Below are 23,302 nucleotides of genomic sequence, written 5' to 3'. Positions count from 1 at the left end.
TGTCGCGTCAGAACCGGGCCATCAGGGTCCGGGCGTGATCTGGCTCTGCCTGCCACCAGTCTGGCCGACAGTAGCGCGACTGATATGTGGTGCACGCGTAGCAACCCTGTATCGCAGTGTCGATGGCTGGCCCGCTGGCTAGACTTGGCTGAGCCGACGATCTGAGGCAGCAAGGCATTGCAGACCGGATGGAGCCCACTGCCAAAGCGCTTTGGAACGTGCTAAGGCGCGGATGACAAGGCATGCAAGGGAGGGAATCGCCATGGCGATCCGGGTGACGGTCTGGGGTGAAAACGTACACGAGCGGGAAAACAAGGTCGTGGCGGGGATATACCCGAACGGCATGCATGCGGCGATTGCCGATGCGCTGAACACCGATGCGGAGGTGACGGCCACGACGGTCACGCTGCAAGACCCCGAGCATGGGCTGACGGCGGCCAAGCTGGCCGAGACGGATGTGCTGATCTGGTGGGGCCATGCGGCGCATGGCGATGTGGCCGATGCTGTGGTCGACCGAGTCTGCGATGCGGTCTGGTCCGGCATGGGCGCGATTTTCCTGCACTCGGCGCATTTCGCCAAGCCGTTCAAGCGGTTGATGGGCGCGCCCTGCAACCTGAGCTGGCGCGAGGCGGGCGAGCGCGAGCGGATCTGGCTGACCAGCCGCAACCATCCGATTGCGGCGGGGCTGCCCGATCATTTCGAGCTTGAGAATGAGGAAATGTACGGCGAGCCTTTTGGCGTGCCCGAACCGATGGAAACGGTGTTCGTGTCGTGGTTTCAGGGCGGCGAGGTGTTCCGTTCTGGCCTGACCTACAAGCGCGGGGCGGGGTCGGTGTTTTACTTCCGCCCGGGGCATGAAACCTATCCGACCTATCACAACGCGCATGTGCAGCGGGTGATCTTGAACGCGGTGAAATGGGCGCACAACCCGGCGGCGCGGCTGGCCGATGCGTCGGCGGCTCCGAATGTGCCGGTGGAGCGCGCGCTGGAGCCGATTACCGAGCGCGGGCCGCGTCTGCATCATGACGGTGAGGAGGGGTTCCGGTGACGGTCCGCCTGCTGATCCTCGGCACCGGCGGCATGGCGAACAACCATGCCGAAGGCTTTGCCGCCATTGACGGGGTTGACCTGGTCGCGGGGGTGGATACACGGCCCGCGCAGCTGGCCGCGTTTTGCGAAAAACACAATATTGCCAATGGCTTTGCGTCGGTTGCTGATGCACTTTCCTGGGGCGGGTTCGATGCGGTGACCAATGTGACACCAGATGGCGCGCATTTTGCCACCACGATCCCGGTGCTGGCGGCGGGCAAGCATGTGCTGTGCGAAAAGCCGCTGGCGACCAATGCGGCGGATGCCGAGGCCATGGCCCTTGCGGCGGCGAGGGCGGGCGTGGTCAATATGGTAAACCTGACCTATCGCAACGGCGCGGCGCTGCAGCGGGCGGCGCAGATGGTGGCCGAAGGGGCGATTGGCAAGATACGCCATTTCGAGGCGTCCTACCTGCAAAGCTGGCTGACGCAGCCCGCCTGGGGCGAATGGTCGACCGAACCGCAATGGCTGTGGCGGCTGTCTTCGGCGCATGGGTCCAAAGGGGTGCTGGGGGATGTGGGGATACATATCCTCGATTTTGCGACCTTCATCGCGGGCGAGGCGGCGGTGGATGTCTCGGCCCGGCTGGCGACCTTTGACAAGGTACCGGATGGCCGGATCGGTGAATATACGCTGGATGCCAATGACTCTGCCACGATGCAGATCCGGCTGGAGGGCGGGGCCTTGGGTGTGGTGCATGCGACGCGCTTTGCCAGTGGTCATTTGAACGACCTTCGGTTGCGGATTTTCGGCGATCTGGGGGGGCTGGAGGTGCGGTCGGATAACCATGTCAGCAGGTTGTACGCCTGCACCGGAACAGACCGTCTGACCGCAAGCTGGACCGAGGTGGAGTGCCCTCCCACACCGTCGATTTATGAGCGGTTCATCGCGGCGATCCGGGAAGGGGCGCCGGCGATCCCGGATTTTGCACGCGGTGCTGTGTTGCAGCGCCTGCTGGACCGGGCCGAAGAAAGTGCGCGGCGGGATGGGCTGGTGCTGCCGGTCTGATCATGTCCAGTCGAAACATATTCCGGGGGGTGGGGGCTGGCCCCCCATTCCGCCGGTAAACCTTACGCGACTGCCCCGGCGGTTGCGCTGATGATGGCCCGCGTGTATCAGGCGCGATAGCCTGCTGGAGCTTGGGAGAGATCGTATGCGTCGTGTCGTGGTGACGGGTCTGGGAATGGTTACGCCTTTGGCCTGCGGGGTCGAGGAAACCTGGAGCCGGCTGATCGCCGGGCAATCCGGGGCCGGGCCGATCACGCGGTTTGATGCCAGCAACGTGGTGACGCAATATGCCTGCGAAATTCCGCTGGGCGATGGCACAGACGGCACGTTCAACCCGGACGACTGGATGGAGCCGAAAGACCGCCGCAAGGTCGATGATTTCATCCTGTACGGTATGGCGGCAGCAACGCAGGCGGTGCGCGATTCCGGTTGGGTGCCACAGACCGATGAAGACCGCGAACGCACCGGTGTGATGATCGGGTCGGGCATCGGCGGGTTGTCGACGATTGCGGAAACCGCCGTGCTGATCAAGGAAAAGGGGCCCAAGCGGGTCTCGCCCTTCTTCATCCCCGGCGCGTTGATCAATCTGGTGTCGGGGCAGGTGAGCATCCGCTTTGGTTTCAAGGGGCCGAACCATGCAGTGGTGACGGCCTGTTCCACCGGGGCGCATGCGATTGGCGATGCGGCGCGGCTGATCATGCTGGACGATGCCGATGTGATGGTGGCAGGCGGGGCCGAAAGCCCGATTTCGGAAATCGGGATCGCCGGGTTCAACGCCTGCAAGGCGCTGTCGACCAAGCGCGGTGATGATCCGACAAAGGCAAGCCGCCCGTATGATGCCGACCGCGACGGTTTTGTCATGGGCGAAGGTGCCGGCTGTGTGGTGCTGGAGGAATACGAGCACGCAAAGTCGCGTGGCGCAAAGATCTATGCCGAGGTTCTGGGCTATGGGTTGTCGGGCGATGCCTATCACATCACCGCCCCGGCCGAGGATGGCGATGGCGGTTATCGCAGCATGGCGGCGGCGCTGAAACGCGCGGGGCTGGTGCCTGCGGATGTGGATTACATCAACGCGCATGGCACCAGCACGATGGCCGACACCATCGAGCTGGGCGCGGTCGAGCGGTTGATGGGCGATGCGGCGGCGGGGGCGACGATGTCTTCGACCAAATCCTCGATCGGCCATTTGCTGGGCGCGGCAGGGGCGGTGGAAGCGATTTTCTGTATCCTCGCCATTCGTGATCAGGTGGCTCCGCCGACGATCAATCTGGACAACCCGGCGGTCACGCCAAAGCTGGATCTGGCACCCAATGTGGCACGGCATCGCAAGATTGATGTGGCGCTGTCTAATTCGTTTGGCTTTGGCGGCACCAATGCCAGCCTTGTCATCGGCAAGGTGCGCTGAGAGATGTGGCGGTCCATAGCCTCGAACGCGCTGACGCTGTTCATTGTGCTGCTGGTGGTGGCGGCGGGGATTCTGGCCTGGGGGCGGGAGGAATATACCGGGCCGGGGCCGTTGACCGATGCGATCTGTTTCCGGGTGGAACGCGGGGCATCCTTGAGCCAGGTGAGCCGGGCGCTGGAGGCGCAGGGCGCGGTGTCGGATGCGCGGATCTTCCGGATCGGCGCGGATTACTCCGAAAAGGCGCAGCTGTTGAAATTCGGCAGTTACCTGCTGCCGCCGGGCGCGTCGATGGTGGATGTGCTGGCATCGCTGACCGAGGGCGGACAATCGACCTGTGGCCGTGAGGTGAACTTCCGCATCGGGGTAAATGCCGCTGATGTGGTGTTGCGCGAGCTGGATGCGACGACCAACCGCTATGTCGAGGTGGTGAAGTTCGATCCGGCGGTGGAGGCTTTGCCGCAGGCCTATGTCGACGTGGTGGAAGAGCCCGATCTGCGGTTCCGCGTGACCTTGGCCGAAGGTGTGACCAGCTGGCAGGTGACTGAGGCGCTGAAGCGGGCTGATTTCCTGACTGGTGAGGTGGCAGAGGTGCCGCCCGAGGGGTCTCTGGCCCCTGACAGCTATGAGGTGGACAAAGGGTCTGATCGCGCGGCGTTGCTGGCACGGATGACCACGGCGCAGGAGCGCATTCTGGCCGAGCTTTGGGCGGCCCGGGCGGATGGTCTGCCCTATGACACGCCCGAGAAGGCGCTGATCATGGCATCGATCGTGGAAAAGGAAACTGGGGTCGCGGAAGAAAGGCGCCAGGTAGCAAGTGTGTTCGTCAACCGGCTGGAACTTGGGATGCGGTTGCAGACCGACCCGACGGTGATTTACGGGATCACGCTGGGCCAGGGCGTGTTGGGGCGTGGCATCCGGCAGAGTGAACTTCGGCGTGCAACGCCTTATAATACCTATGTTATCGACGGCATGCCGCCCACGCCGATCGCCAACCCGGGGCGGCTGAGCATTGAGGCGGCGCTGAACCCGGACAGCACGGATTACATCTTCTTTGTCGCCGATGGCACCGGGGGCCATGCCTTTGCGGTGACGCTGCAGGAGCACAACGCCAATGTGGCGCGCTGGCGCGAGATTGAGCGGACGCAAGGTGCCGAAGGCCAGACCGGCGTGCAGGGGGAATAGGTTGCCGCGGGGTCAGGGTTAACAACCCGTAAACGCGGAGCACGGTAACCCATTGGTATCGCTTCGTTTTCGGCTTGACTTGCCGCGCGGTCCGATGTATCACTTGTGACATGCTAGAAGACGTGTCGAGAGCGGCGGGGTAATACCCCTGACCGCTCTTTTTCACATCTGCTCGACCGGAGGGACAGCGAGGCGGGTGGCAGCACAGCATGACAATCAACTTCATTGCAACGGAAGCGGACAAGACCGAAGCGCCAGAGGCCCTGTTGTGGGTGGCCGAACAGCAATTGGGGCGCGCGGTCGTCAGGCTGCATCAGGTGATTGAAGCGGTAGAGGCAGGCAAGTTCGATCAGTTGGCCGAGGCAAAACGTGTCGCGGACAACCTGACCAGCTTTGTCCGGCTGTTTATGGATGAGAGGAACAAAGTTGACAAACTCCGCAAAACGCTTGCCGGGGCTGTCGGAACCGGCGAGCTCGACTTTCAGGCCGCGCGAGATGAGATCGGGCGGCGTCTGGCTTGCCTCCGCGACGCCGGAGGTGATTGACGATTTTCTGAACGGTCTGTCGGATGCGGCGCTGCTGGCGCTGCCCTGGATGTTTGAGTTCTGGGCGCTGCCGCATCAGTTGCCGCCCGAGGGAGCCTGGAAATCCTGGGTGATCATGGGGGGGCGGGGTGCGGGCAAGACGCGGGCCGGGGCCGAATGGGTGCGTGCGCAGGTCGAAGGTGCGCGTCCGTCGGACCCCGGCCGGGCCGGGCGGGTGGCGCTGGTAGCGGAAACGCTGGATCAGGCGCGCGAGGTGATGGTGTTTGGCGAAAGCGGCATTCTGGCCTGCTCGCCCCCCGACCGGAGGCCGGAATGGAACGGGTCGCGTCGGATGCTGACCTGGCCGAACGGGGCGGTGGCGCAGGTGTTTTCAGCGCATGATCCGGACAGTCTGCGGGGGCCACAGTTTGATGCGGCCTGGGTGGATGAACTGGCGAAGTGGCGGCGTGCGCAGGAGACGTGGGACCAGTTGCAGTTTGCGCTGCGGCTGGGGGCCAACCCGCAGCAGGTGGTGACGACGACGCCGCAGAGCATTCCGGTGCTGAAGGCCATTTTGAAGAACCCGTCCACGGTGATGACCCACGCGCCCACCGATGCAAACCGGGCCTATCTGGCCAAATCGTTCCTGGAGGAGGTGCAGACCCGATACGGTGGGCAGCGGCTGGGGCGGCAGGAGCTGGAGGGTGAGCTGATCGAGGATATCGAGGGTGCCCTGTGGACCACCGAGATGCTGGAGGCGGCGCGTGGGCCGTCGCCCGACCGGCTGAGCCGGATTGTGGTGGCGGTGGACCCGCCGGTAACCAGCAAAGCCACATCGGATGAATGCGGGATCGTGGTGGTGGGGGTGAACACCGAGGGCAATCCGCGCGACTGGCGCGCGGTGGTGCTGGAAGACGCCAGCATCAGCGGCACCCCCACCGACTGGGCGCGGGCGGCGGTATCTGCCTATGAGCGGCACGGGGCCGACCGGATGGTGGCCGAGGTCAATCAGGGCGGTGATCTGATTGAATCGGTGATCCGCCAACAGGGTGCGCTGGTGGCCTATCGCGGGCTGTCGGCATCCAAGGGCAAGAGCTTTCGGGCGGAGCCGGTGGCGGCTTTGTATGAACAGGGCCGGGTGGTCCATTCAGGCTATCTGCGCAAGCTGGAGGACCAGATGTGTCTGATGACCCGCGCCGGGTTCAAAGGTGCAGGCAGCCCGGACCGGGTGGATGCGTTGGTCTGGGCCTTGCAGGAGGCGATGATCGAACCGGCCAAGGCCTATAGCGGCAATCCGCAGATGCGGGTGCTGGAACGGCGCTAGCGCGCGTCGGGGGCAATCCCGAAAAACGGAGATCTGAAAACATGGTGTTCAACTTTCTGCGGCGGGGCGAGGCTTCGTCCGCCCCCCTTGCCGCGCCGGAAACCAAGGCGAGTGCGTCCGGGCGGGTGGCGGCCTGGGGATCGTCGGGCCGGGTGAAGTGGAGCCCGCGCGATGCGGCCTCGTTGACGCGGACCGGGTTTCTGGCAAATCCGGTGGGGTTTCGCGCGGTGAAGCTGGTGGCCGAGGCGGCAGCGGCGCTGCCTCTGGTGTGTCAGGATGCCGAGCGGCGGTATGACAGCCATCCGGTGCTGGGGGTGATCAACCGCCCCAATGGCGCGCAGGGGCGGGCCGAGTTTCTGGAGGCGGTCTACGGGCATTTTCTGCTGAGCGGCAGTGCCTATCTGGAGGCGGTGCCGGGGGCGGGTGCCTTGCCCGGCGAGTTGCACGTGCTGCGGTCCGACCGGATGTCGCTGGTGCCGGGGCCGGATGGGTGGCCGGTGGCCTATGACTATACGGTTGGCGGCCGGACGCACCGGTTTGACATGCGCGGCGATATCAAGCCGATCTGCCATCTCAAGGCGTTTCATCCGCAGGATGACCATTATGGGTTGTCTCCGATGCAGGCGGCGGCGGTGGCGGTCGATGTGCACAATGCGGCCAGCTTCTGGTCGAAAGCCTTGCTCGACAATGCCGCACGGCCTTCGGGGGCAATTGTCTACAAGGGGGTGGACGGGCAGGGGTCTTTGTCAAACGACCAGTATGACCGGCTGGTGGGCGAGATCGAGGCGAACCATCAGGGGGCCCGCAATGCGGGGCGGCCAATGCTGCTGGAAGGAGGCCTGGACTGGAAGCCGATGGGGTTTTCACCGTCTGACATGGAGTTTCAGAAGACCAAGGAGGCGGCGGCGCGGGAAATCTCGATTGCCTTCGGCATTCCGCCGATGCTGCTGGGGATTCCGGGCGATGCAACTTATGCCAATTACCAGGAGGCGAACCGGGCGTTCTACCGGCTGACCGTGCTGCCGCTGGCGGCGAAGGTGATGGCGGATGTCAGCCATTGGCTGGCCGGGTTCACCGGTGAGGCAGTGGAGGTAAAGGTCGATCTGGACCAGATCCCGGCGCTGGCCGCAGAGCGTGACCAGCAATGGGCGCGGGTTGGGGCGGCCGACTTCCTGACGCAGGCCGAAAAGCGCCGGTTGCTGGGCCTGCCTGCGGTGACGGACGAGGCATGACGATCCGCAAAACCGAAGGGTCACGGTTCCTGTTCGACAGCTTTGACGCGGCGGCGGCGCGGATCGAGGCGAATGAGCGCGTGGCCGAAGAGCGTTGGGCCGCGCTGGATTACCGGTTGGGCCAGATTGATGCTGTGCTGGAGCGGTTGGAAAAGCGCATCTGGCTGGGCGTGTACGGGGTTGCGGCCTTTTTGCTGACGCAGGGGGCCGAAGCCATTCTTCAGGCGGCGATGAGGTGACGGGATGAACGATTATGGGGCACCGGAGCGCAAGTATCTGCGACCGGAGCAAGGGTTGACGGTGACGGATGGCCGGGTGGTCGAAGGCTATGCCAGCCTGTTCGGGGTGAAGGATCAGGGCGGCGATATGGTTCTGGCCGGAGCCTACGGTGCCAGCCTGAAGCGACTGGCCGGTGCGGGGGCCAAGGTTAAGATGCTGTGGCAGCATGACCCGGCGCAGCCTATCGGGGTCTGGGAGGAGGTGCGGGAGGATGCGCGCGGCCTGTGGGTCAAGGGGCGCATCCTGACCGAAGTGGACAGGGGCCGCGAGGCGGCGGCCCTGCTGGCGGCGGGGGCGATTGACGGGTTGTCGATCGGCTACCGAACGGTAAAGGCCGAACGCAATGGCAAGGGCCAGCGGCTTTTGTCGGAGCTGGAGCTTTGGGAGGTGTCTTTGGTGACCTTTCCGATGCTTTCCGAAGCGCGGGTGGAGGCAAAGTCGGACGACGGCTTGCACTGGCGGCAAATGGTGCAGGTCTTTGACGACGCGCGCCGGCAACTGGCCGAGCGGTAACGCCCCGGCTTTCGTTCAAACATCAGGAGTAACGATGACCGAGACAAAAGCTCGGGCCGGGGAAGGTTTGCCCACGGCCCTGCATCCGGGAGCGGAGGTCAGATCCGCAATGGCCGGATTTGTGAATGAACTCAAAGTGTTTCAAGCCGAAGTGAAACAATCTCTGCAACATCAGGAAGAGCGACTGACCATGTTGAACCAAAAAACCATGAGCTATGGCCGCCCGGCCCTTTCGGCGGCGGCGGATCTTGATGCACCCCATCAGAAGGCGTTTGATGCCTATCTGCGGTCGGGCGACGATGATGGGCTGCGCGGGCTGGTGCTGGAAGGCAAGGCCATGAGCACCGCCGTGGCAGCCGAGGGTGGCTATCTGGTGGACCCACAGACCGCCGATACGATCCGGTCCTTGCTGGTGTCGACCTCATCGCTGCGGTCTGTCGCCAATGTGGTGCAGGTGGAGGCAATTTCCTTCGACGTGCTGATCGACCGGACCGAAGTGGGATCGGGTTGGGCCACCGAAGCGGCGGCGCAGGCCGAGACCTCAACCCCAGCCATCGAGCGGATTTCCATCAAGCTGCACGAGCTTTCGGCGATGCCGAAGGCCAGCCAGCGGCTGCTGGATGACAGTGCCTTTGATGTCGAAGGCTGGCTGGCCGGCAAGATCGCCACGCGCTTTATCCGGGCCGAGGCGGCGGCGTTCATCAATGGCGATGGTATCGACAAGCCGCGGGGCATTCTGCTGCCGGCGAAGGTGGCGAATGCGTCCTGGACCTGGGGCAGCCTGGGCTATGTGCCGACCGGGGCTGCGGCCGATTTCGCGTCGAGCAATGCGGCCGATTGCATCGTCAATCTGGTCTATGCGTTGGGGGCGGATTACCGGGCCAATGGGGCCTTTGTGATGAATTCGAAAACGGCCGGTGCGGTGCGCAAGATGAAGGATGCCGATGGCCGCTTCATGTGGTCGGACGGCTTGCAGGCGGGTGAACCGCCACGCCTGATGGGCTATGCGGTGCTGATCTGTGAAGATATGCCGGATGTGGCGGCCAATGCCTATCCGATCGTATTTGGCGACTTTGCCTCGGGCTACACCGTTGCCGAGCGCCCTGATCTGCGCATTCTGCGCGATCCGTTCAGCGCCAAGCCGCATGTGCTGTTCTACGCCAACAAGCGCGTGGGCGGCGATATCACCGATTATGCGGCGATCAAGCTGCTGAAGGTCGCGGTGTCGTAACAAAAACGGTCAACGGCCGGCCTGTTGTTTCAGGCTGGCCAGCTTTCGGGCGCGTGCGAAAAAACCCATGCCGTCTAGCTGCTCCCCCCCCTCTGACCGAGCGGTGTGGGGCGCGCGCCCGATCTTTACGCGGTGACGGGGCAATCGGAGAAAGAACATGATGCTGACCGAGCTGACCACGGTGCTGCCCGATGCGCTGCCCGTGCAGGGAATGAAAGACCACCTGCGGCTGGGCACAGGCTTTGCGGATGATGGATTGCAGGATGGGTTGGTCGCGGCCCACCTGCGGGCTGCAATTGCAACCATCGAAGGCCGCACCGGCAAGGCCCTGTTGACGCGTCGGTTTCTGCTGCGGCTGAACCGCTGGCGCGACGACAGGGGCGCACAGGCCCTGCCGATGGCACCGGTCGCAGCGATGGTTTCTGTGACGCTGGTGGATGCCGTGGGGGGCATCAGCGTTTTGCCAGGGGAGAGCTATATGCTGGAGCCGGACAGCGCCCGTCCCCGTTTGAAAGGGATCGGCGGGGCTTTGCCGCGCATTCCGGAGGATGGCGCAGTCGAGATCGTGTTCGACGCGGGCTTCGGGGCGGATTGGGCCGCTGTTCCGGCAGATCTGGCGCAGGCGGTATTTCTGCTGACGGCGGAGTTTTATGAGGCGCGCCATTCTGGCGGGCGCGGCGGGCCTGCCTTGCCGCTGGCCGTTCAGGCGCTGATCGAGCGCTGGCGGACGGTGCGGGTTCTGGGCGGGGGCAGCGCATGACGCCGTTGCAGTTGAACCGGCTTCTGACCTTGGAGCAATCGGTCTTCACGCCTGACGGTGCCGGAGGGTTTGCAACCACCTGGCAGGCTGTCGGCACACTCTGGGCACATGTGGCCCCGGGGGCGGGGCGTGAGGCTGCGGGCGAAGAGATTACGGTGTCGAGGGTGCCCTACCGGATCACGGTGCGGGGGGCGCCTGTCGGATCGCCGCAACGGCCGGTGCCCGGCCAGCGGATGACGCAGACAGGCCGCAGCTTTCAAGTGCTGGCGGTGACCGAGCGGGATCCGTCGGGGCACTATCTGACCTGCTTTGCGCAAGAGGAGGGACCGGTATGAGCTATGGCGCAGCGGCGGCCTTGCAGACGGCCATCTATGCTTTGTTGACCTCGGCCCCGGCGCTGAGCGGGGTTCTGGTGGTGGACGCAGTTCCGCCATCAGCGGCGGCATCGACCTTTGTTCTGATCGTGCCGGAAGAGGTGCTGGATCAGTCGGACAAAAGCGGGGACGGTGCCGAGCACAGGATTGTGGTCAGCGTGATCAGCGAGGCAGCGGGATTTCTGACCGCCAAAGCCTTGGCGTCCGGCGTGTCCGAATGCCTGACCGGGGCCACGCCGACCCTGAGCACGGGGCGGGTTGTGAGCATCCAGTTCCTGAGGGCAGTCGCAAGGCGGTTGGAGGACGGCGACGTGCGCCGGATTGATCTGACATTCCGTGTGAGGGTCGAGATCTGACGATCTGAATTTCAATTATTTCTGGAGACGGACATGGCGGTACAAAGCGGCAAGGATCTGTTGCTGAAAGTGGATCTGACGGGGGATGGCACCTTCGAGACGGTGGCGGGACTGCGGGCGACGCGGATCAGCTTCAATGCGGAAACGGTGGATGTGACCAGCTTGGAAAGCACAGGTGGCTGGCGCGAGTTGCTGGGGGGGGCCGGAGTGAAATCGGCGGCGATTTCGGGGTCGGGCGTGTTTCGGGATGCCAACACCGATGAACGGGCGCGCCAGATCTTTTTCGACGGTGAAGTGCCGGATTTTCAGGTGATCATTCCCGATTTTGGCGTGGTGGAAGGGGCTTTCATGATCACGGCCATTGAATACGCGGGCAGCCATAATGGCGAGGCGACGTATGAGATGTCGTTGGCGTCGGCGGGCGCGCTCAGCTTCGTGGCGCTGTGATGGCGAACCCCTGGGCGGGCGAGGTGGCAGTGGTGTTGGACGGGCAGCGCCATGTGGCCAAGCTGACCCTTGGGTCTCTGGCCGAGTTGGAAGAGCAGTTGGCGGCGGGGTCGCTGATTGATCTGGTGCAGCGGTTTGAGGCCGGGCAGTTTTCATCGCGCGACGTTCTCGCATTGCTTGTGGCGGGGCTGCGGGGAGGCGGCTGGCAAGGCACTGCGGCGGATCTGCGGAGCGTCGAGATCGGGGGCGGCCCGATGGAAGCCGCACGGGTGGCGGCGGAACTGCTGGCGCGCGCCTTTGCCCTGCCGGGTGAGGGATGAGCGGCATCGACTGGCCCGGTCTGATGCGGGTGGGATTGCATCAGCTGGGGCTGGAACCGGTCGTGTTCTGGAGGCTGTCTCCGGTGGAGCTGAGGATCATGCTGGGGGCGGACGCGGCGGGCCCGCCCCTGACCCGGGCGCGGCTGGCGGAGTTGGCGGCGGCGTTTCCCGACAGAGTGAAAGAGGTGGAAGATGGCACGGATCGACGAGATGCAGGAGCAGATCGAGGCGCTTGATGCGGCCTTGGGGGCGTCATCTGCGATGGTGAGCGCCTTTGAGGGCGAGCTTGCAAGGATGCAGGAGACGATGGTGTTCACCGGCCGCGAGGTGAACACGCTCTCGAGGGGTATTGGCGGCGGTTTGCGGCGGGCGTTTGACGGGCTGATCTTTGACGGGCTGAAGCTGTCGGATGCGCTGCGGATGGTGGCGCAATCGATGATCAACGGGGTCTATACCACCGCGATGCGCCCGGTTCAGAACGCGCTTGGTGGGCTGGTTGCGCAGGGTGTGAATTCGGCGATGAGCAGCATTATGCCGTTCAAGGACGGTGGAGCCTTTTCGCAGGGCAGGGTCATGCCCTTTGCCAAAGGCGGTGTGGTGAGCAGCCCGACCAGCTTTCCGATGCGCGGCGGGCGCGGGTTGATGGGCGAGGCGGGGCCAGAGGCGATCATGCCGCTGGCACGCGGTGCAGACGGGCGGCTTGGGGTGCAGGCGGCAGGCGGTGGCCGCCCGGTGACTGTTGTGATGAACATTCAGACCCCGGATGTGCAGGGCTTTCAACGCAGCCAGAGCCAGATTGCGGCGCAGGCGTCGCGTGCGCTGGCCCGCGGGCAACGGAACCGGTGAGGGCAGGGCATGTCATTTCATGAGATCAGATTTCCGGCCAACCTGAGCTTTGGTTCGGTTGGCGGGCCAGAACGGCGGACGGATGTTGTGACGCTGGTCAATGGCTTTGAAGAGCGCAACACGCCCTGGGCCCATTCGCGCCGACGCTATGAGGCGGGGTCCAGTCTGCGGACGCTGGACGATATTGATGCGCTGATCGCGTTTTTTGAAGCGCGGCGGGGCAAGATGCACGGGTTTCGCTGGAAAGACTGGGCGGATTACAAATCCTGTGTGCCCTCGTTACAGCCGACGGCGATCGATCAGGTCATCGGCATTGGCGATGGCGTCCAGACAGTGTTTGCCCTGACAAAAACCTACCGCTCGGGCGAGCAGACTTATACCCGCCGCATCACCAAGCCGGTGGCGGGAACCGTTCTGGTGGCGGTGGCCCGTGACCCCAAGGTGGAGGGGTTGGAATTCACCGTCGATACCTTGCGTGGTGAAGTCAGCTTTGCCGTGCCGCCGGATCTTGGCGTGACAGTCTATGCCGGATTTGAATTCGATGTGCCGGTGCGGTTTGACACCGACATGATCATGACCTCAATCGCGTCCTTTCAGGCCGGTGAGATTCCCGATGTGCCCGTGCTGGAGGTTCGGATCTGATGCAAGCAGCTCTTGAACAGCATCTGAAGACCGGCTCGACAACGGTGTGCCGGACCTGGCTTTTGCGCCGGAATGACGGCGAGACCTATGGCTTTACCGATCATGATTGCGACCTGACCTTTGATGGCGTGGTGTTTGCCGCGAAGACTGGCATGACAGCAGGTGCTCTTGAAAAAAGCAACGGCATGGCGGTCGACAATACCGAGGTGATCGGTGCCTTGTCTGACGCGTCGATCAGCGAGGAGGACATCCTTGCTGGCCGGTATGACGGGGCAGAAGTGACCACGTTTCTGGTGAACTGGGCGGATGTTACCGAGCGAACAGTTTTGTTCCGCGGCACGTTTGGCGAAATGAGCCGTAGCGGTGGCGCATTCCGGGTTGAGCTGCGCGGTCTGACCGAGAAGCTCAATGTGCCGCGTGGCCGGGTGTATCATTCGGAATGCAGCGCTGTTCTGGGTGATCGGCACTGCCGGATTGATCTGAGCGCTGCGGCCTACAGCCATGAAAGCGTGGTGGAGGCCGTAATTGACGGCCGTGTCCTGCATGTTCCGGCTGCTGATTTTGCCGAAGGCTGGTTTGTCGACGGGCAGGCGGTGATCCAGTCCGGTGCCGGCAGGGGACAGTCGGGGCGGATCAAGTCAGACACTATGGTTGGAGGTCGCCGGGTTATCGAACTGTGGCGGACGCTCGCTGTGCGTCCGGTGCCGCAGGATCAGATCAGGCTGATCGCGGGGTGCGACCGGAGGGCCACGACCTGTCGGGAGAAGTTTGGCAACTTTCTCAATTTCAGGGGATTTCCGCATATTCCGGGCGAAGACTGGCTGCGGTCAAGTCCTGATAGAGCTGTGATGAGGTGAGGGCATGGCAGCTATCGTAAGCTCTGCGTCTGCAGACCCTGTCTTTGGCGACAGGATCGTACAAGAGGCCCGCAGCTGGATTGGAACACCCTATTGCCATCAGGCCACGACCCGGGGCGCAGGCACAGATTGTCTTGGGCTGATACGGGGCGTGTGGCGTGCCCTGATCGGGCCGGAGCCCCTGAGCCCGCCAGCCTATTCGACGGATTGGTCGGAGCCTTCGGGCGAGGAGATCTTGATGCAAGCGGCAGGGCAATGTCTTTGCCGCAAGCCTGATCTCGCGCTGTCCGTCGGGAATGTCATTCTGTTCCGGATGCGCAATGGCGCGGTTGCCAAACATCTTGGCATCGTCTCGGTTGTCGCGCCCACCCCGAGGTTCATCCATGCCTACACCGGCTACGGCGTTGTAGAAAGCTCTCTGTCCGGGCCATGGCTGCGTCGCGTCGTGGCGGTTTACTGTTTTCCTGAAAAGGTTGAATGAATGGCTACGATCCTTTTTGCTGCAGCTGGCGCTGCCTTGGGTGCGGGCGCAGGGGGCACTGTCCTCGGGCTTTCTGGGGCGGTGATTGGCAGGGCGGTCGGGGCGACGATCGGGCGCGCCGTGGACCAGCGGATCATGGGACTGGGCTCTGACGCTGTCGAGGTTGGTAAACTTGACCGCTTTCATATCATGGGAGCCAGCGAGGGCACGGCGATTGCCAAAAGTTGGGGCCGGATGCGACTTGCGGGGCAAGTCATCTGGGCTTCGCCGTTTCGGGAAACCAGCATCAAAAGCGGCGGCAAAGGCATGCCATCGCCCAGAGCCGTTCGATATTCCTATTCCGTCAGTCTGGCCGTTGCACTGTGTGAGGGCAACATTCTTGGCATCGGCAGACTCTGGGCCGATGGGGATGAAATCTCTCCAAAATCCTTGAATTTGCGCGTGTATACCGGAACCGAGGATCAGCTTCCCGATCCGCTGATCGAGGCGCGGATGGGGAGCATGCATGCGCCAGCCTATCGTGGCATTGCTTATGTGGTCATTGAGGACCTTGAGCTTTCGGCCTTCGGCAATCGGGTGCCGCAACTGAGTTTCGAGGTTATACGCCATGCGCAGGGTGCTGAAGCAGAGCAGGTTGCGGATCTGAAGGATGCGATCAAGGGGGTCGCCCTGTTTCCGGGGACTGGTGAATACGCGCTTGGGACAAAGAAGGTATGGGAGGAACACAGCTTTGGCGTGACGCGTACGCTGAACGTCAACACGCCGAGTGGCGAAACAGATATTTCCACCTCGTTGAACCAGTTGCAGCAAGAACTGCCCAACTGCAAGGCGGTGTCGCTTGTCGTATCCTGGTTTGGCAATGATCTGCGGTGCGGGTTTTGTGAAGTGCAGCCCAAGGTAGAACAAAAACACGTTGAGGCAGTCAGAAACCCTTGGCGATCAGGCGGGGTGGGACGAAACGAAGCTGCGGAAATACCGCGCCGCGAGGGGAGGTCAATTTACGGCGGAACCCCCGCAGACTCGACGGTCATCGAGGCAATTGTCACCCTGCGCGACAGGGGCCAATCCGTCATGTTTTATCCGTTCATCCTTATGGATCAAATGGAAGGCAACACTCTGGACGACCCTTACTCAAACAACGGGTATCAAGCCGCGTTGCCGTGGCGTGGGCGCATTACCTTGTCAGTCGCTCCGGGGCGTCATGCTAGCCCGGATCAAACTGCAGTGGCAGCAAGCGAAGTTGCGTCATTCTTTGGTAAAGCGCGGGCAGAGCATTTCTCGGTTTCAGGACAGAATCAGATCTCTTACAACGGTGAGCCAAAGTGGGGGTATCGAAGATTCATTCTTCATTACGCCCATTTGTGCAAGATTGCGGGGGGGGTTGAGGCGTTCTGCATCGGGTCTGAAATGCGCGGCCTTACGCAGATCAGAGGGGGCGGTCATAGTTTCCCCGCAGTGCAGGCCTTGATCCAGCTGGCAGAAGATGTGCGCAGCATTCTGGGGCCCGATGTCAAAATAAGTTACGCTGCCGATTGGAGTGAATATTTCGGCTATCATGTTGATGACAACGTCTACTTTCATCTTGATCCGCTTTGGTCTGATAGTCACATAGATTTTATTGGTGTCGACAACTACATGCCGATTTCAGATTGGAGGGATACTGCAAAACACGCCGATTCAGACTGGCTCTCGATCTATAATTTGGATTATCTAAAGTCCAATATCATGGGAGGAGAGGGATTTGACTGGTACTATTCTGGTCAAGAGGGATTTGACGCCCAGAACAGATTGGAAATCCGCGATACTCAGCATGGAGAAGATTGGATTTTCCGCAATAAGGATATGAAATCCTGGTGGTCGAACGTTCACCACAACCGCATTGACGGCGTGCGCGAGGCAGAGTCGACAAGTTGGATCCCGGGCTCTAAGCCGTTTCGCTTCACCGAGTATGGATGCGCTGCGATTGACAAGGGAACCAACGAACCCAACAAGTTTCTGGACAATAAATCATCGGAGTCTGCCATTCCACGTGCGTCGACTGGAACCAGGGATGACTTCATCCAAATGCAGTATTTTCGGGCGCAACACGAGTTCTGGTCGGATTCTGATAACAATCCTGCCTCGGAGTTGTTTTCAGGCTTGATGGTTGATATAGATCATTTGTATGCTTGGGCATGGGATGCACGGCCATTCCCTGCCTTTCCGCGAGCTATTGATCTTTGGTCTGATGGCGATAGCTATTATCGCGGTCATTGGTTGAACGGTCGTGCCAGCTCCGCTCCGCTTGATAGGGTCGTCAGAGAAATTTGCGCTGATTCTGGTATTGGACGGATTGAGACGAAATACTTGTTTGGATTGGTGCATGGTTACGGTGTGTCCGATACCCAATCTGGACGGGCCAGTTTGCAACCTCTCTCCGTCACTTATGGCTTTGACTGCACAGATATGGATGGGGTCCTGAATTTTCAGACTCGTGGGCTGCGTTCTGAATTGGCAATAGACAAGAGCTTGATTGCAGTGGCGCAGGATGGATCATCCAGTCTTGAATTGACCCGTTTGTCAGACAATGATGCCGTAGAAAAGATTCGTTTTGCCTATATTTCTGCAGATGGAACATTCAAAGCCTCTGTCGCAGAGGTTTCCCTTGCGGAGACGTCTTCCCCAAACGTGGTCGAGACCGAGTATCCGTTGGCTTTGCCTGCAGAAACGGCCAAGGCGACTGCTCAAAAATGGTTGATCGCGGCTTTGGCTTCACGCGATCAGATGAGGCTGGATTTGCCGCCTTCCATGATTTCCCTGACGAATGGCGGGACGTTTTCAATCGACGGGTTAACCTACAGGATCGACAGCACTGAAATTGATCAGAAGGTGGCAATAGTTGCAAGTCGCATCGAGCCTTGGAACTGCCGTGTTCAAGAACAAGATGTCGATATGCAGGGATGGACTTCGTTTCGCGAATCTGGTCCCGTTTCGCGGGTCTGGCTTGACCTGCCGCTAGTCAACGACAGCCAGACAGCCTATGCGCCGTTTCTGGCGGTGAGAGCTGTCCCTTGGTCTGGGCCTGCAATTCTGTGGTCAGCAAATGAAGATTCGGACTATACGGTGAATACAAGAATTTATGGCGCTTCACACATTGGAAGAACGCTGTCTGATTTTCCTTCCTGCTCGTCAGGAATCATCGACCGAGGGCGCGGTCTTATTGTTGAGATGCAATCCAGGATGTTGGAGTCAACGTCGCCTTCAGGAATGCTGTCGGGAAAAAATCTTGTCGCTATTGGTGGTGACGATCCTACGCAGTGGGAGATTTTTCAATACCAGACTGCTGAGCTGATTTCTCCGGGTGTGTTCTCTTTGTCAACGCGTCTCAGGGGATTGGCGGGTACAGATGCGCTGATGCCCCTTTCCCGACCTGCTGGAAGCTATGTCGTATTGATTGACGAGTCGCTGATCCAGATTTCACTTTCGACCGACCATCTGAATGTCGAGCGTCACTATCGCTTGGCTTTCGCAAACGAAGATATCGGATCGGACACTGTGGTGCACGATATTGAAACATTCAAGGGATCTGGCCTACGCCCCCTGTCTGTTTCACACTTGCGGTTTACGATGGATGGTTTGCAGAATCACCGTTTTACTTGGGTGCGACGGACGAGAATTGGTGGTGATTCATGGGAGGGGTACGACGCGCCGATTGGCGAAGATCGCGAACTTTATGCGATACGTATCATTTCTTCTGATGGTCGTATTTTGCATAATGACGTTACGACTGAAACGCATTTTTTGATTTCTGCTGCTCAAAGAGCACTGATTGGGCTTCTTTCGACCTATTCACTCGAGGTCAGTCAGATTTCATCGTTGTATGGGCCAGGGCCAGCCAAGCGGATAGATGGACATTTTGGCGACTAGGTCAAATTCTTCCAGTTGGCGTAGATTTTTGACCTTTGAAGTCTATTTAATTTCGATCGCCGAAAACACCTTGATATCACCCATGTGACTTGAAATTCACACGGGTGACATCGTCTCAAAACCTTATTTTTCAAACCAAGGACTTTTGGGTGCTCGGTTTACAGATGTTGACCTTGTAAACTCAGCTGCAACCACTTGTGCCACCACAGGTGTTGCACTTCATGCAGGTGCCGTTGCGGACCAGTGTGTAATTTCCGCATTCGCCGCAGGGATCGCCTTCATAGCCTTGGATTTTTGCCTTGGTCCGCGCATCAATGTTGCTTGACGTGCCGATCGCAAAGGACGACGTGCTTTCGGCCATGCCCTCTACACGCGCCTGTGGCATCAGCGTGTTTAACACCGACACCGGATCTGTGCCGTTGGCAAGTGCAGTCACCCCCATCCCGCCTTGAAGCACAATCAACTCTTGCGGCAGGCGTTTGCGGAGATAGCCTGTCGATGAGATCTGACGCAGCACCTCCAACCCACGCGAAGCGGCAGCGTCGTTCATCGGGGCCAAGTTTGGCTTGCCCTCGTCATCCCCGCGCCCCAGATCGTCGAAAGACGCACCGGTGGGTTTGACATGGGCCAGATCCGTGCGGTCGAGGTAGGAAATTGCCAACTCGCGGAAGATATAGTCTAGGATCGAGGTCGCATTCTTGATGCTGTCATTGCCCTGCACCATGCCCGCCGGTTCAAAGCGGGTGAAGGTGAAGGCCTCCACGAACTCTTCCAGCGGCACGCCGTATTGCAGACCGACACTGACCGCGATGGCGAAGTTGTTCATCATCGCGCGGAAGCCGGCACCTTCCTTGTGCATGTCGATGAAGATCTCACCCAACGATCCGTCATGATACTCGCCGGTGCGCAGGTAGACCTTGTGCCCGCCTACGATGGCCTTCTGGGTATAGCCCTTGCGCCGTTCCGGCAGCTTTTCGCGGTGGCTGCGGACGATTTCCTTGATGATCACCTTTTCGACGATCTTCTCGGCGATCACCATGGCCTTTTCCTGCAACGATCCGGAGCTTAGGATCTCTTCTGCTTCGTCGTCATCCTCTATCAATGCCGACGCCAGCGGTTGCGACAGTTTCGAGCCGTCACGGTACAGCGCATTGGCTTTGATGCCCAGCGAATGCGACAACTCGTAGGCTTCCAGCGTTTCTTCAATGCTGGCCGAATTCGGCATGTTGATGGTCTTGGAAATCGCGCCAGAGATGAACGACTGCGCGGCGGCCATCATGTAGATGTGGCTGTCGACCGACAGATACCTTTTGCCGCGTTTGCCACAGGCATTGGCGCAATCGAACACCGGATGGTGCTGTTCTTTCAGGAAGGGTGCACCTTCCAGGGTCATCGTGCCGCAGACATGGTCGTTGCAGGCGTCGATCTGCGCGCGGGTGAAGCCAAGGTGGCGCAGCAGGTCGAAGGTCGGATCGGCCAGCTTTTCAGCGGGAATGCCCAAGGCACCTTTGCAGAAATCCTCGCCCAGCGTCCACTGGTTGAACACAAAGCGGATGTCGAAGGCCGAAGGCAGGGCCGCTTCGATCTTTTCAATCTCACGCGGGCCAAAGCCATGGCCGACCAATGCGGTGTGATTGATGCTCGGTGCCTGCGCGATAGAGCCGTGGCCCACGGCATAGGCGACGATCTCGGCAATTTGATGGCTGGGGTAGCCCAATGCCTCCAGCCCTGCCGGGACCGACTGGTTGATGATCTTGAAATAGCCGCCGCCCGCCAGTTTCTTGAACTTGACCAGCGCAAAGTCCGGCTCGATCCCGGTGGTGTCGCAATCCATCACCAGACCGATGGTGCCGGTGGGGGCGATCACGGTGGTCTGCGCGTTGCGGAAACCGTGCTCTTTCCCCAATGCCAGCGCCTCGTCCCAAGCCAATTTTGCAAGCGAAACAAGGCGCTGGTCGGGGCAGTTGATGTGATCCAGTGCCACTGGGCTGACGTTCAGCGCTTCGTATCCACCCGTCGCATGGGCTGCGGCGCGGTGGTTGCGGATCACGCGCAGCATATGGCTACGGTTCCGGGCATAGCCCGAGAAGGCACCCAGCTCTTTCGCCATCTCGGCGCTGGTTGCATAGGATACGCCGGTCATCAGTGCGGTCAGAGCGCCGCACATCGCACGACCCTGATGCGAGTCGTAGCCAAGGCCCATGTTCATCAGCAGTCCGCCGATATTGGCATAGCCAAGTCCCAGCGTGCGGAAATCAAAGGACCGCTGCGCAATTTCCTGGCTGGGGAACTGCGCCATCATCACCGAGATTTCCAGCGTGACCGTCCATAGCCTTGTGGCGTGGATATAGGCTTCGGCATCGAACTTGCCGTGAGCAAAGAAAGTCAGCAGGTTCATCGACGCCAGATTGCAGGCGGTGTCATCCAGGAACATGTATTCCGAGCACGGGTTCGATCCGCGGATCGCGCCGTCTTCGGGGCAGGTGTGCCAGGCGTTGACGGTGTCGTGGAACTGGATGCCGGGGTCGGCACAGGCCCAGGCGGCATGGCCCACCTGATCCCACAGATCGCGCGCCTTGATGGTCTTGGCAGGTTTGCCGTCGGTGCGGCGGATCAGCGCCCAATCGGCATCGTCCTTTACTGCTTGCAGGAAGGCATCCGTCACCCGGACCGAGTTGTTGGAATTCTGGCCCGACACCGTGACATAGGCTTCGGAATCCCAATCCACGTCATAGGTCGGGAATTCGATGCTGGTGTAACCCTGCTTCGCATATTGCAGGATGCGATTGGTGTAAGTGTCCGGGATCATCGACTTCTTGGCCGATTTGATCGCCGCTTTCAGCGCCACGTTCTTGCCCGGATCAACCGAATCCTCGGCCGAACCATCCCACTGCCGAATGGCGGTGAAAATCTCGTTCAGCCGCACCTCGTGAAGTTTCGATCCGGCGACCAGCGAGGCCACTTTCTGTTCTTCGATAACCTTCCAGTTGATGAACGCCTCGATATCGGGGTGATCCATGTCGCAGATCACCATCTTGGCAGCCCGTCGCGTGGTGCCGCCCGATTTGATTGCGCCCGCCGCCCGGTCGCCAATTTTCAGGAACCCCATCAAACCCGAAGACTTGCCGCCGCCCGACAGCTTTTCGCCTTCGCCGCGCAAGGATGAAAAGTTGGTGCCGGTGCCCGAGCCGTATTTGAACAACCGCGCCTCACGCACCCACAGGTCCATGATGCCGCCGTCCCCCACCAGATCATCCTTGACCGACTGGATGAAGCAGGCATGCGGCTGCGGGTGTTCATAGGCGCTGGTCGAGCGGGTCAGCTTGCCGGTTTTGTGATCAACATAGAAGTGGCCCTGCGACGGCCCGTCGATGCCGTAAGCCCAGTGCAGCCCGGTGTTGAACCATTGCGGGCTGTTGGGTGCCGCCATCTGGCGGGCCAGCATGAAGCGCATCTCGTCATAATAGGCCTGCGCATCGGCTTCGGTAGTGAAATACCCACCCTTCCAACCCCAATACGCCCAGGCCCCGGCCAGACGGTCAAACACCTGCTTGGCGCTGGTTTCGCCAACGATACGCTGATTTTCGGGCAGGGCGGCGAGGGATTCTTCATCTGCAACGGACCGCCACAGAAACTCTGGCACGCCCTTTTCTTTGACCGGCTTCAGACGCGCAGGCACGCCGGCCTTGCGGAAGTATTTCTGCGCCAACACGTCCGACGCGACCTGGCTCCAGCCCTCGGGCACTTCGACCGCATCATTGCGAAACACGACCTTGCCATCGGGATTGCGAATCTCGGACACCGTTCTGGTGAACGCCATGGCTCCATAGGCACCGGTTGTTTCGCTCGTGAACTTCCGCTCGATTTTCATCTGCCCCGCCTTTGTTTTATTGGCCCCGGTTAACATCCGGTTGCGGCCTGTTGGTTTCAATCACCGCCCTGTCGGTTGCGATAGCCAAACAGATCACGCCAGCCTGACCACAATCATGGGCAAGACGTCACCGCCGTTTGGCGCTGCTTCGTGAGTAAATTCTCTGCTTGGCCTTGAGCGACACCATATTTAGTGTTCCGCCAGGTTCGGCTGTCAAACTGTCGTATAGCTGTTGACGCTTCAACCCCTTTTTTAGCAATTCATCACAAAAAAAAGCTTGACCGAACCCGGCTTGGGTTTCGCCTGACATCGGGGAAATCCGGCCGCCTCGCAGACAGTTTTCCTGCAGCCGCCCACACGCAGGGCGCGACCGGACAGATTCCCTTTCAATGCCGCAAGGTTGTGTGGCGGCGTTAATATCCCGTGCGAATTGGGGAATGATGCCGCGCGGGCGACTGCTCCTTCTGCGCGCTGATTCCCGCTACCTTGCCCCCGTTCGGCGCGAACTGATCCTCTGTGTTCTCTGTGCCATGATCCTGTGACAGAAGACGGGCAAACGGGTCTTGGCCGGCAAGGTCTGAAGCCTCTGCCGGGACATGGGAAATCCCAAGGCATCCACGCCCGGTGGGCTTTGGGGTGGCGCGCCCTGCGCCAC

Annotated in this window: 22 protein-coding genes; 21 read left to right on the top strand and 1 reads right to left on the bottom strand. The window is 60.9% G+C overall.

Features of this window, described 5'->3' with window-relative positions:
* Nucleotides 1-262: 262 nt before the first annotated feature.
* From EEB11_RS01740 to EEB11_RS01640, 21 genes are all read left to right on the top strand, one after another.
* Nucleotides 263-1,048, top strand: coding sequence for a ThuA domain-containing protein (locus EEB11_RS01740; RefSeq protein WP_135428682.1), 786 nt, complete (start codon nt 263-265; stop codon nt 1,046-1,048).
* Nucleotides 1,045-2,097, top strand: coding sequence for a Gfo/Idh/MocA family protein (locus EEB11_RS01735; protein WP_245298726.1), 1,053 nt, complete (start codon nt 1,045-1,047; stop codon nt 2,095-2,097). The genes EEB11_RS01740 and EEB11_RS01735 overlap by 4 nt, the downstream gene beginning before the upstream one ends.
* A gap of 145 nt (nt 2,098-2,242) precedes the next feature.
* On the top strand, nt 2,243-3,502 hold the full coding sequence (gene fabF / locus EEB11_RS01730) for a beta-ketoacyl-ACP synthase II (RefSeq protein ID WP_135428681.1): 1,260 nt from the start codon (nt 2,243-2,245) through the stop codon (nt 3,500-3,502).
* Between the two features lie 3 nt (nt 3,503-3,505).
* Nucleotides 3,506-4,684, top strand: coding sequence for an endolytic transglycosylase MltG (mltG, locus tag EEB11_RS01725; RefSeq protein ID WP_135428680.1), 1,179 nt, complete (start codon nt 3,506-3,508; stop codon nt 4,682-4,684).
* Nucleotides 4,685-4,893: 209 nt separating this feature from the next.
* Entirely contained in the window at nt 4,894-5,229 is a 336-nt protein-coding gene (locus tag EEB11_RS19740) for a hypothetical protein (RefSeq protein WP_210134355.1), read from the top strand.
* The gene (locus tag EEB11_RS01715; RefSeq protein WP_135428679.1) at nt 5,180-6,532 is read left to right on the top strand and encodes a DNA-packaging protein; all 1,353 of its coding nucleotides are present in this window, start codon (nt 5,180-5,182) and stop codon (nt 6,530-6,532) included. The genes EEB11_RS19740 and EEB11_RS01715 overlap by 50 nt, the downstream gene beginning before the upstream one ends.
* Nucleotides 6,533-6,573: 41 nt before the next feature.
* Nucleotides 6,574-7,764, top strand: a complete 1,191-nt coding sequence (locus EEB11_RS01710; RefSeq protein ID WP_135428678.1) for a phage portal protein — start codon at nt 6,574-6,576, stop codon at nt 7,762-7,764.
* Nucleotides 7,761-8,003 (top strand): GTA head formation protein, RCAP_rcc01685 family, encoded by a 243-nt coding sequence (locus EEB11_RS01705; protein WP_135428677.1) that lies wholly within the window; start codon nt 7,761-7,763, stop codon nt 8,001-8,003. Before EEB11_RS01710 ends, EEB11_RS01705 begins: the two co-directional genes overlap by 4 nt.
* 4 nt (nt 8,004-8,007) lie before the next feature.
* A complete protein-coding gene (locus EEB11_RS01700; RefSeq protein WP_135428676.1) occupies nt 8,008-8,556 on the top strand; it encodes an HK97 family phage prohead protease in 549 nt (182 codons plus the stop codon).
* Between the two features lie 34 nt (nt 8,557-8,590).
* Nucleotides 8,591-9,787 (top strand): phage major capsid protein, encoded by a 1,197-nt coding sequence (locus EEB11_RS01695; protein WP_135428675.1) that lies wholly within the window; start codon nt 8,591-8,593, stop codon nt 9,785-9,787.
* Nucleotides 9,788-9,944: 157 nt separating this feature from the next.
* A complete protein-coding gene (locus tag EEB11_RS01690; RefSeq protein WP_135428674.1) occupies nt 9,945-10,547 on the top strand; it encodes a head-tail connector protein in 603 nt (200 codons plus the stop codon).
* A complete protein-coding gene (locus EEB11_RS01685) occupies nt 10,544-10,882 on the top strand; it encodes a head-tail adaptor protein (protein ID WP_135428673.1) in 339 nt (112 codons plus the stop codon). Before EEB11_RS01690 ends, EEB11_RS01685 begins: the two co-directional genes overlap by 4 nt.
* Nucleotides 10,879-11,277, top strand: coding sequence for a DUF3168 domain-containing protein (locus tag EEB11_RS01680; protein ID WP_135428672.1), 399 nt, complete (start codon nt 10,879-10,881; stop codon nt 11,275-11,277). The genes EEB11_RS01685 and EEB11_RS01680 overlap by 4 nt, the downstream gene beginning before the upstream one ends.
* Before the next feature lie 33 nt (nt 11,278-11,310).
* Nucleotides 11,311-11,724 carry a phage major tail protein, TP901-1 family gene (locus EEB11_RS01675; RefSeq protein ID WP_135428671.1) on the top strand — a complete coding sequence of 138 codons (414 nt, stop codon included), beginning with the start codon at nt 11,311-11,313 and terminating at the stop codon, nt 11,722-11,724.
* Nucleotides 11,724-12,044 carry a gene transfer agent family protein gene (locus EEB11_RS01670; RefSeq protein WP_135428670.1) on the top strand — a complete coding sequence of 107 codons (321 nt, stop codon included), beginning with the start codon at nt 11,724-11,726 and terminating at the stop codon, nt 12,042-12,044. The genes EEB11_RS01675 and EEB11_RS01670 overlap by 1 nt, the downstream gene beginning before the upstream one ends.
* The gene (locus EEB11_RS01665) at nt 12,041-12,280 is read left to right on the top strand and encodes a rcc01693 family protein (RefSeq protein ID WP_135428669.1); all 240 of its coding nucleotides are present in this window, start codon (nt 12,041-12,043) and stop codon (nt 12,278-12,280) included. The genes EEB11_RS01670 and EEB11_RS01665 overlap by 4 nt, the downstream gene beginning before the upstream one ends.
* A complete protein-coding gene (locus EEB11_RS01660; RefSeq protein ID WP_135428668.1) occupies nt 12,237-12,890 on the top strand; it encodes an RcGTA-type gene transfer agent tail tape measure protein in 654 nt (217 codons plus the stop codon). Before EEB11_RS01665 ends, EEB11_RS01660 begins: the two co-directional genes overlap by 44 nt.
* A gap of 9 nt (nt 12,891-12,899) precedes the next feature.
* Complete coding sequence (locus EEB11_RS01655) at nt 12,900-13,532, top strand: DUF2460 domain-containing protein (protein ID WP_135428667.1); 633 nt, start codon at nt 12,900-12,902, stop codon at nt 13,530-13,532.
* Nucleotides 13,529-14,389 carry a phage/gene transfer agent baseplate hub protein gene (locus tag EEB11_RS01650; protein ID WP_435531091.1) on the top strand — a complete coding sequence of 287 codons (861 nt, stop codon included), beginning with the start codon at nt 13,529-13,531 and terminating at the stop codon, nt 14,387-14,389. Before EEB11_RS01655 ends, EEB11_RS01650 begins: the two co-directional genes overlap by 4 nt.
* Before the next feature lie 4 nt (nt 14,390-14,393).
* Nucleotides 14,394-14,870 (top strand): C40 family peptidase, encoded by a 477-nt coding sequence (locus tag EEB11_RS01645; protein WP_135428665.1) that lies wholly within the window; start codon nt 14,394-14,396, stop codon nt 14,868-14,870.
* Nucleotides 14,871-18,776 carry a baseplate multidomain protein megatron gene (locus tag EEB11_RS01640; protein ID WP_135428664.1) on the top strand — a complete coding sequence of 1,302 codons (3,906 nt, stop codon included), beginning with the start codon at nt 14,871-14,873 and terminating at the stop codon, nt 18,774-18,776.
* A 181-nt stretch (nt 18,777-18,957) separates the two neighbouring features.
* Here the strand turns inward: EEB11_RS01640 and EEB11_RS01635 are convergent, their stop codons facing one another.
* A complete protein-coding gene (locus EEB11_RS01635; RefSeq protein ID WP_135428663.1) occupies nt 18,958-22,647 on the bottom strand; it encodes a vitamin B12-dependent ribonucleotide reductase in 3,690 nt (1,229 codons plus the stop codon).
* Nucleotides 22,648-23,302: the final 655 nt, after the last annotated feature.

Origin of the sequence: Pseudotabrizicola sediminis, assembly GCF_004745575.1 — a bacterium.
Lineage (GTDB): Bacteria > Pseudomonadota > Alphaproteobacteria > Rhodobacterales > Rhodobacteraceae > Pseudotabrizicola > Pseudotabrizicola sediminis.
This window is presented reverse-complemented; position numbering and strand designations above follow the sequence as displayed.

Excerpts from the sequence above, each read along its gene's own strand:
- EEB11_RS01740 (WP_135428682.1), top strand. The coding sequence starts at position 263 with ATGGCGATCCGGGTGACGGTCTGGGGTGAAAACGTACACGAGCGGGAA.
- fabF (WP_135428681.1), top strand. The coding sequence starts at position 2,243 with ATGCGTCGTGTCGTGGTGACGGGTCTGGGAATGGTTACGCCTTTGGCC.
- mltG (WP_135428680.1), top strand. The coding sequence starts at position 3,506 with ATGTGGCGGTCCATAGCCTCGAACGCGCTGACGCTGTTCATTGTGCTG.
- EEB11_RS19740 (WP_210134355.1), top strand. The coding sequence starts at position 4,894 with ATGACAATCAACTTCATTGCAACGGAAGCGGACAAGACCGAAGCGCCA.
- EEB11_RS01715 (WP_135428679.1), top strand. The coding sequence starts at position 5,180 with ATGAGATCGGGCGGCGTCTGGCTTGCCTCCGCGACGCCGGAGGTGATT.
- EEB11_RS01710 (WP_135428678.1), top strand. The coding sequence starts at position 6,574 with ATGGTGTTCAACTTTCTGCGGCGGGGCGAGGCTTCGTCCGCCCCCCTT.
- EEB11_RS01705 (WP_135428677.1), top strand. The coding sequence starts at position 7,761 with ATGACGATCCGCAAAACCGAAGGGTCACGGTTCCTGTTCGACAGCTTT.
- EEB11_RS01700 (WP_135428676.1), top strand. The coding sequence starts at position 8,008 with ATGAACGATTATGGGGCACCGGAGCGCAAGTATCTGCGACCGGAGCAA.
- EEB11_RS01695 (WP_135428675.1), top strand. The coding sequence starts at position 8,591 with ATGACCGAGACAAAAGCTCGGGCCGGGGAAGGTTTGCCCACGGCCCTG.
- EEB11_RS01690 (WP_135428674.1), top strand. The coding sequence starts at position 9,945 with ATGATGCTGACCGAGCTGACCACGGTGCTGCCCGATGCGCTGCCCGTG.
- EEB11_RS01685 (WP_135428673.1), top strand. The coding sequence starts at position 10,544 with ATGACGCCGTTGCAGTTGAACCGGCTTCTGACCTTGGAGCAATCGGTC.
- EEB11_RS01680 (WP_135428672.1), top strand. The coding sequence starts at position 10,879 with ATGAGCTATGGCGCAGCGGCGGCCTTGCAGACGGCCATCTATGCTTTG.
- EEB11_RS01675 (WP_135428671.1), top strand. The coding sequence starts at position 11,311 with ATGGCGGTACAAAGCGGCAAGGATCTGTTGCTGAAAGTGGATCTGACG.
- EEB11_RS01670 (WP_135428670.1), top strand. The coding sequence starts at position 11,724 with ATGGCGAACCCCTGGGCGGGCGAGGTGGCAGTGGTGTTGGACGGGCAG.
- EEB11_RS01665 (WP_135428669.1), top strand. The coding sequence starts at position 12,041 with ATGAGCGGCATCGACTGGCCCGGTCTGATGCGGGTGGGATTGCATCAG.
- EEB11_RS01660 (WP_135428668.1), top strand. The coding sequence starts at position 12,237 with ATGGCACGGATCGACGAGATGCAGGAGCAGATCGAGGCGCTTGATGCG.
- EEB11_RS01655 (WP_135428667.1), top strand. The coding sequence starts at position 12,900 with ATGTCATTTCATGAGATCAGATTTCCGGCCAACCTGAGCTTTGGTTCG.
- EEB11_RS01645 (WP_135428665.1), top strand. The coding sequence starts at position 14,394 with ATGGCAGCTATCGTAAGCTCTGCGTCTGCAGACCCTGTCTTTGGCGAC.
- EEB11_RS01640 (WP_135428664.1), top strand. The coding sequence starts at position 14,871 with ATGGCTACGATCCTTTTTGCTGCAGCTGGCGCTGCCTTGGGTGCGGGC.
- EEB11_RS01635 (WP_135428663.1), bottom strand. The coding sequence starts at position 22,647 with ATGAAAATCGAGCGGAAGTTCACGAGCGAAACAACCGGTGCCTATGGA.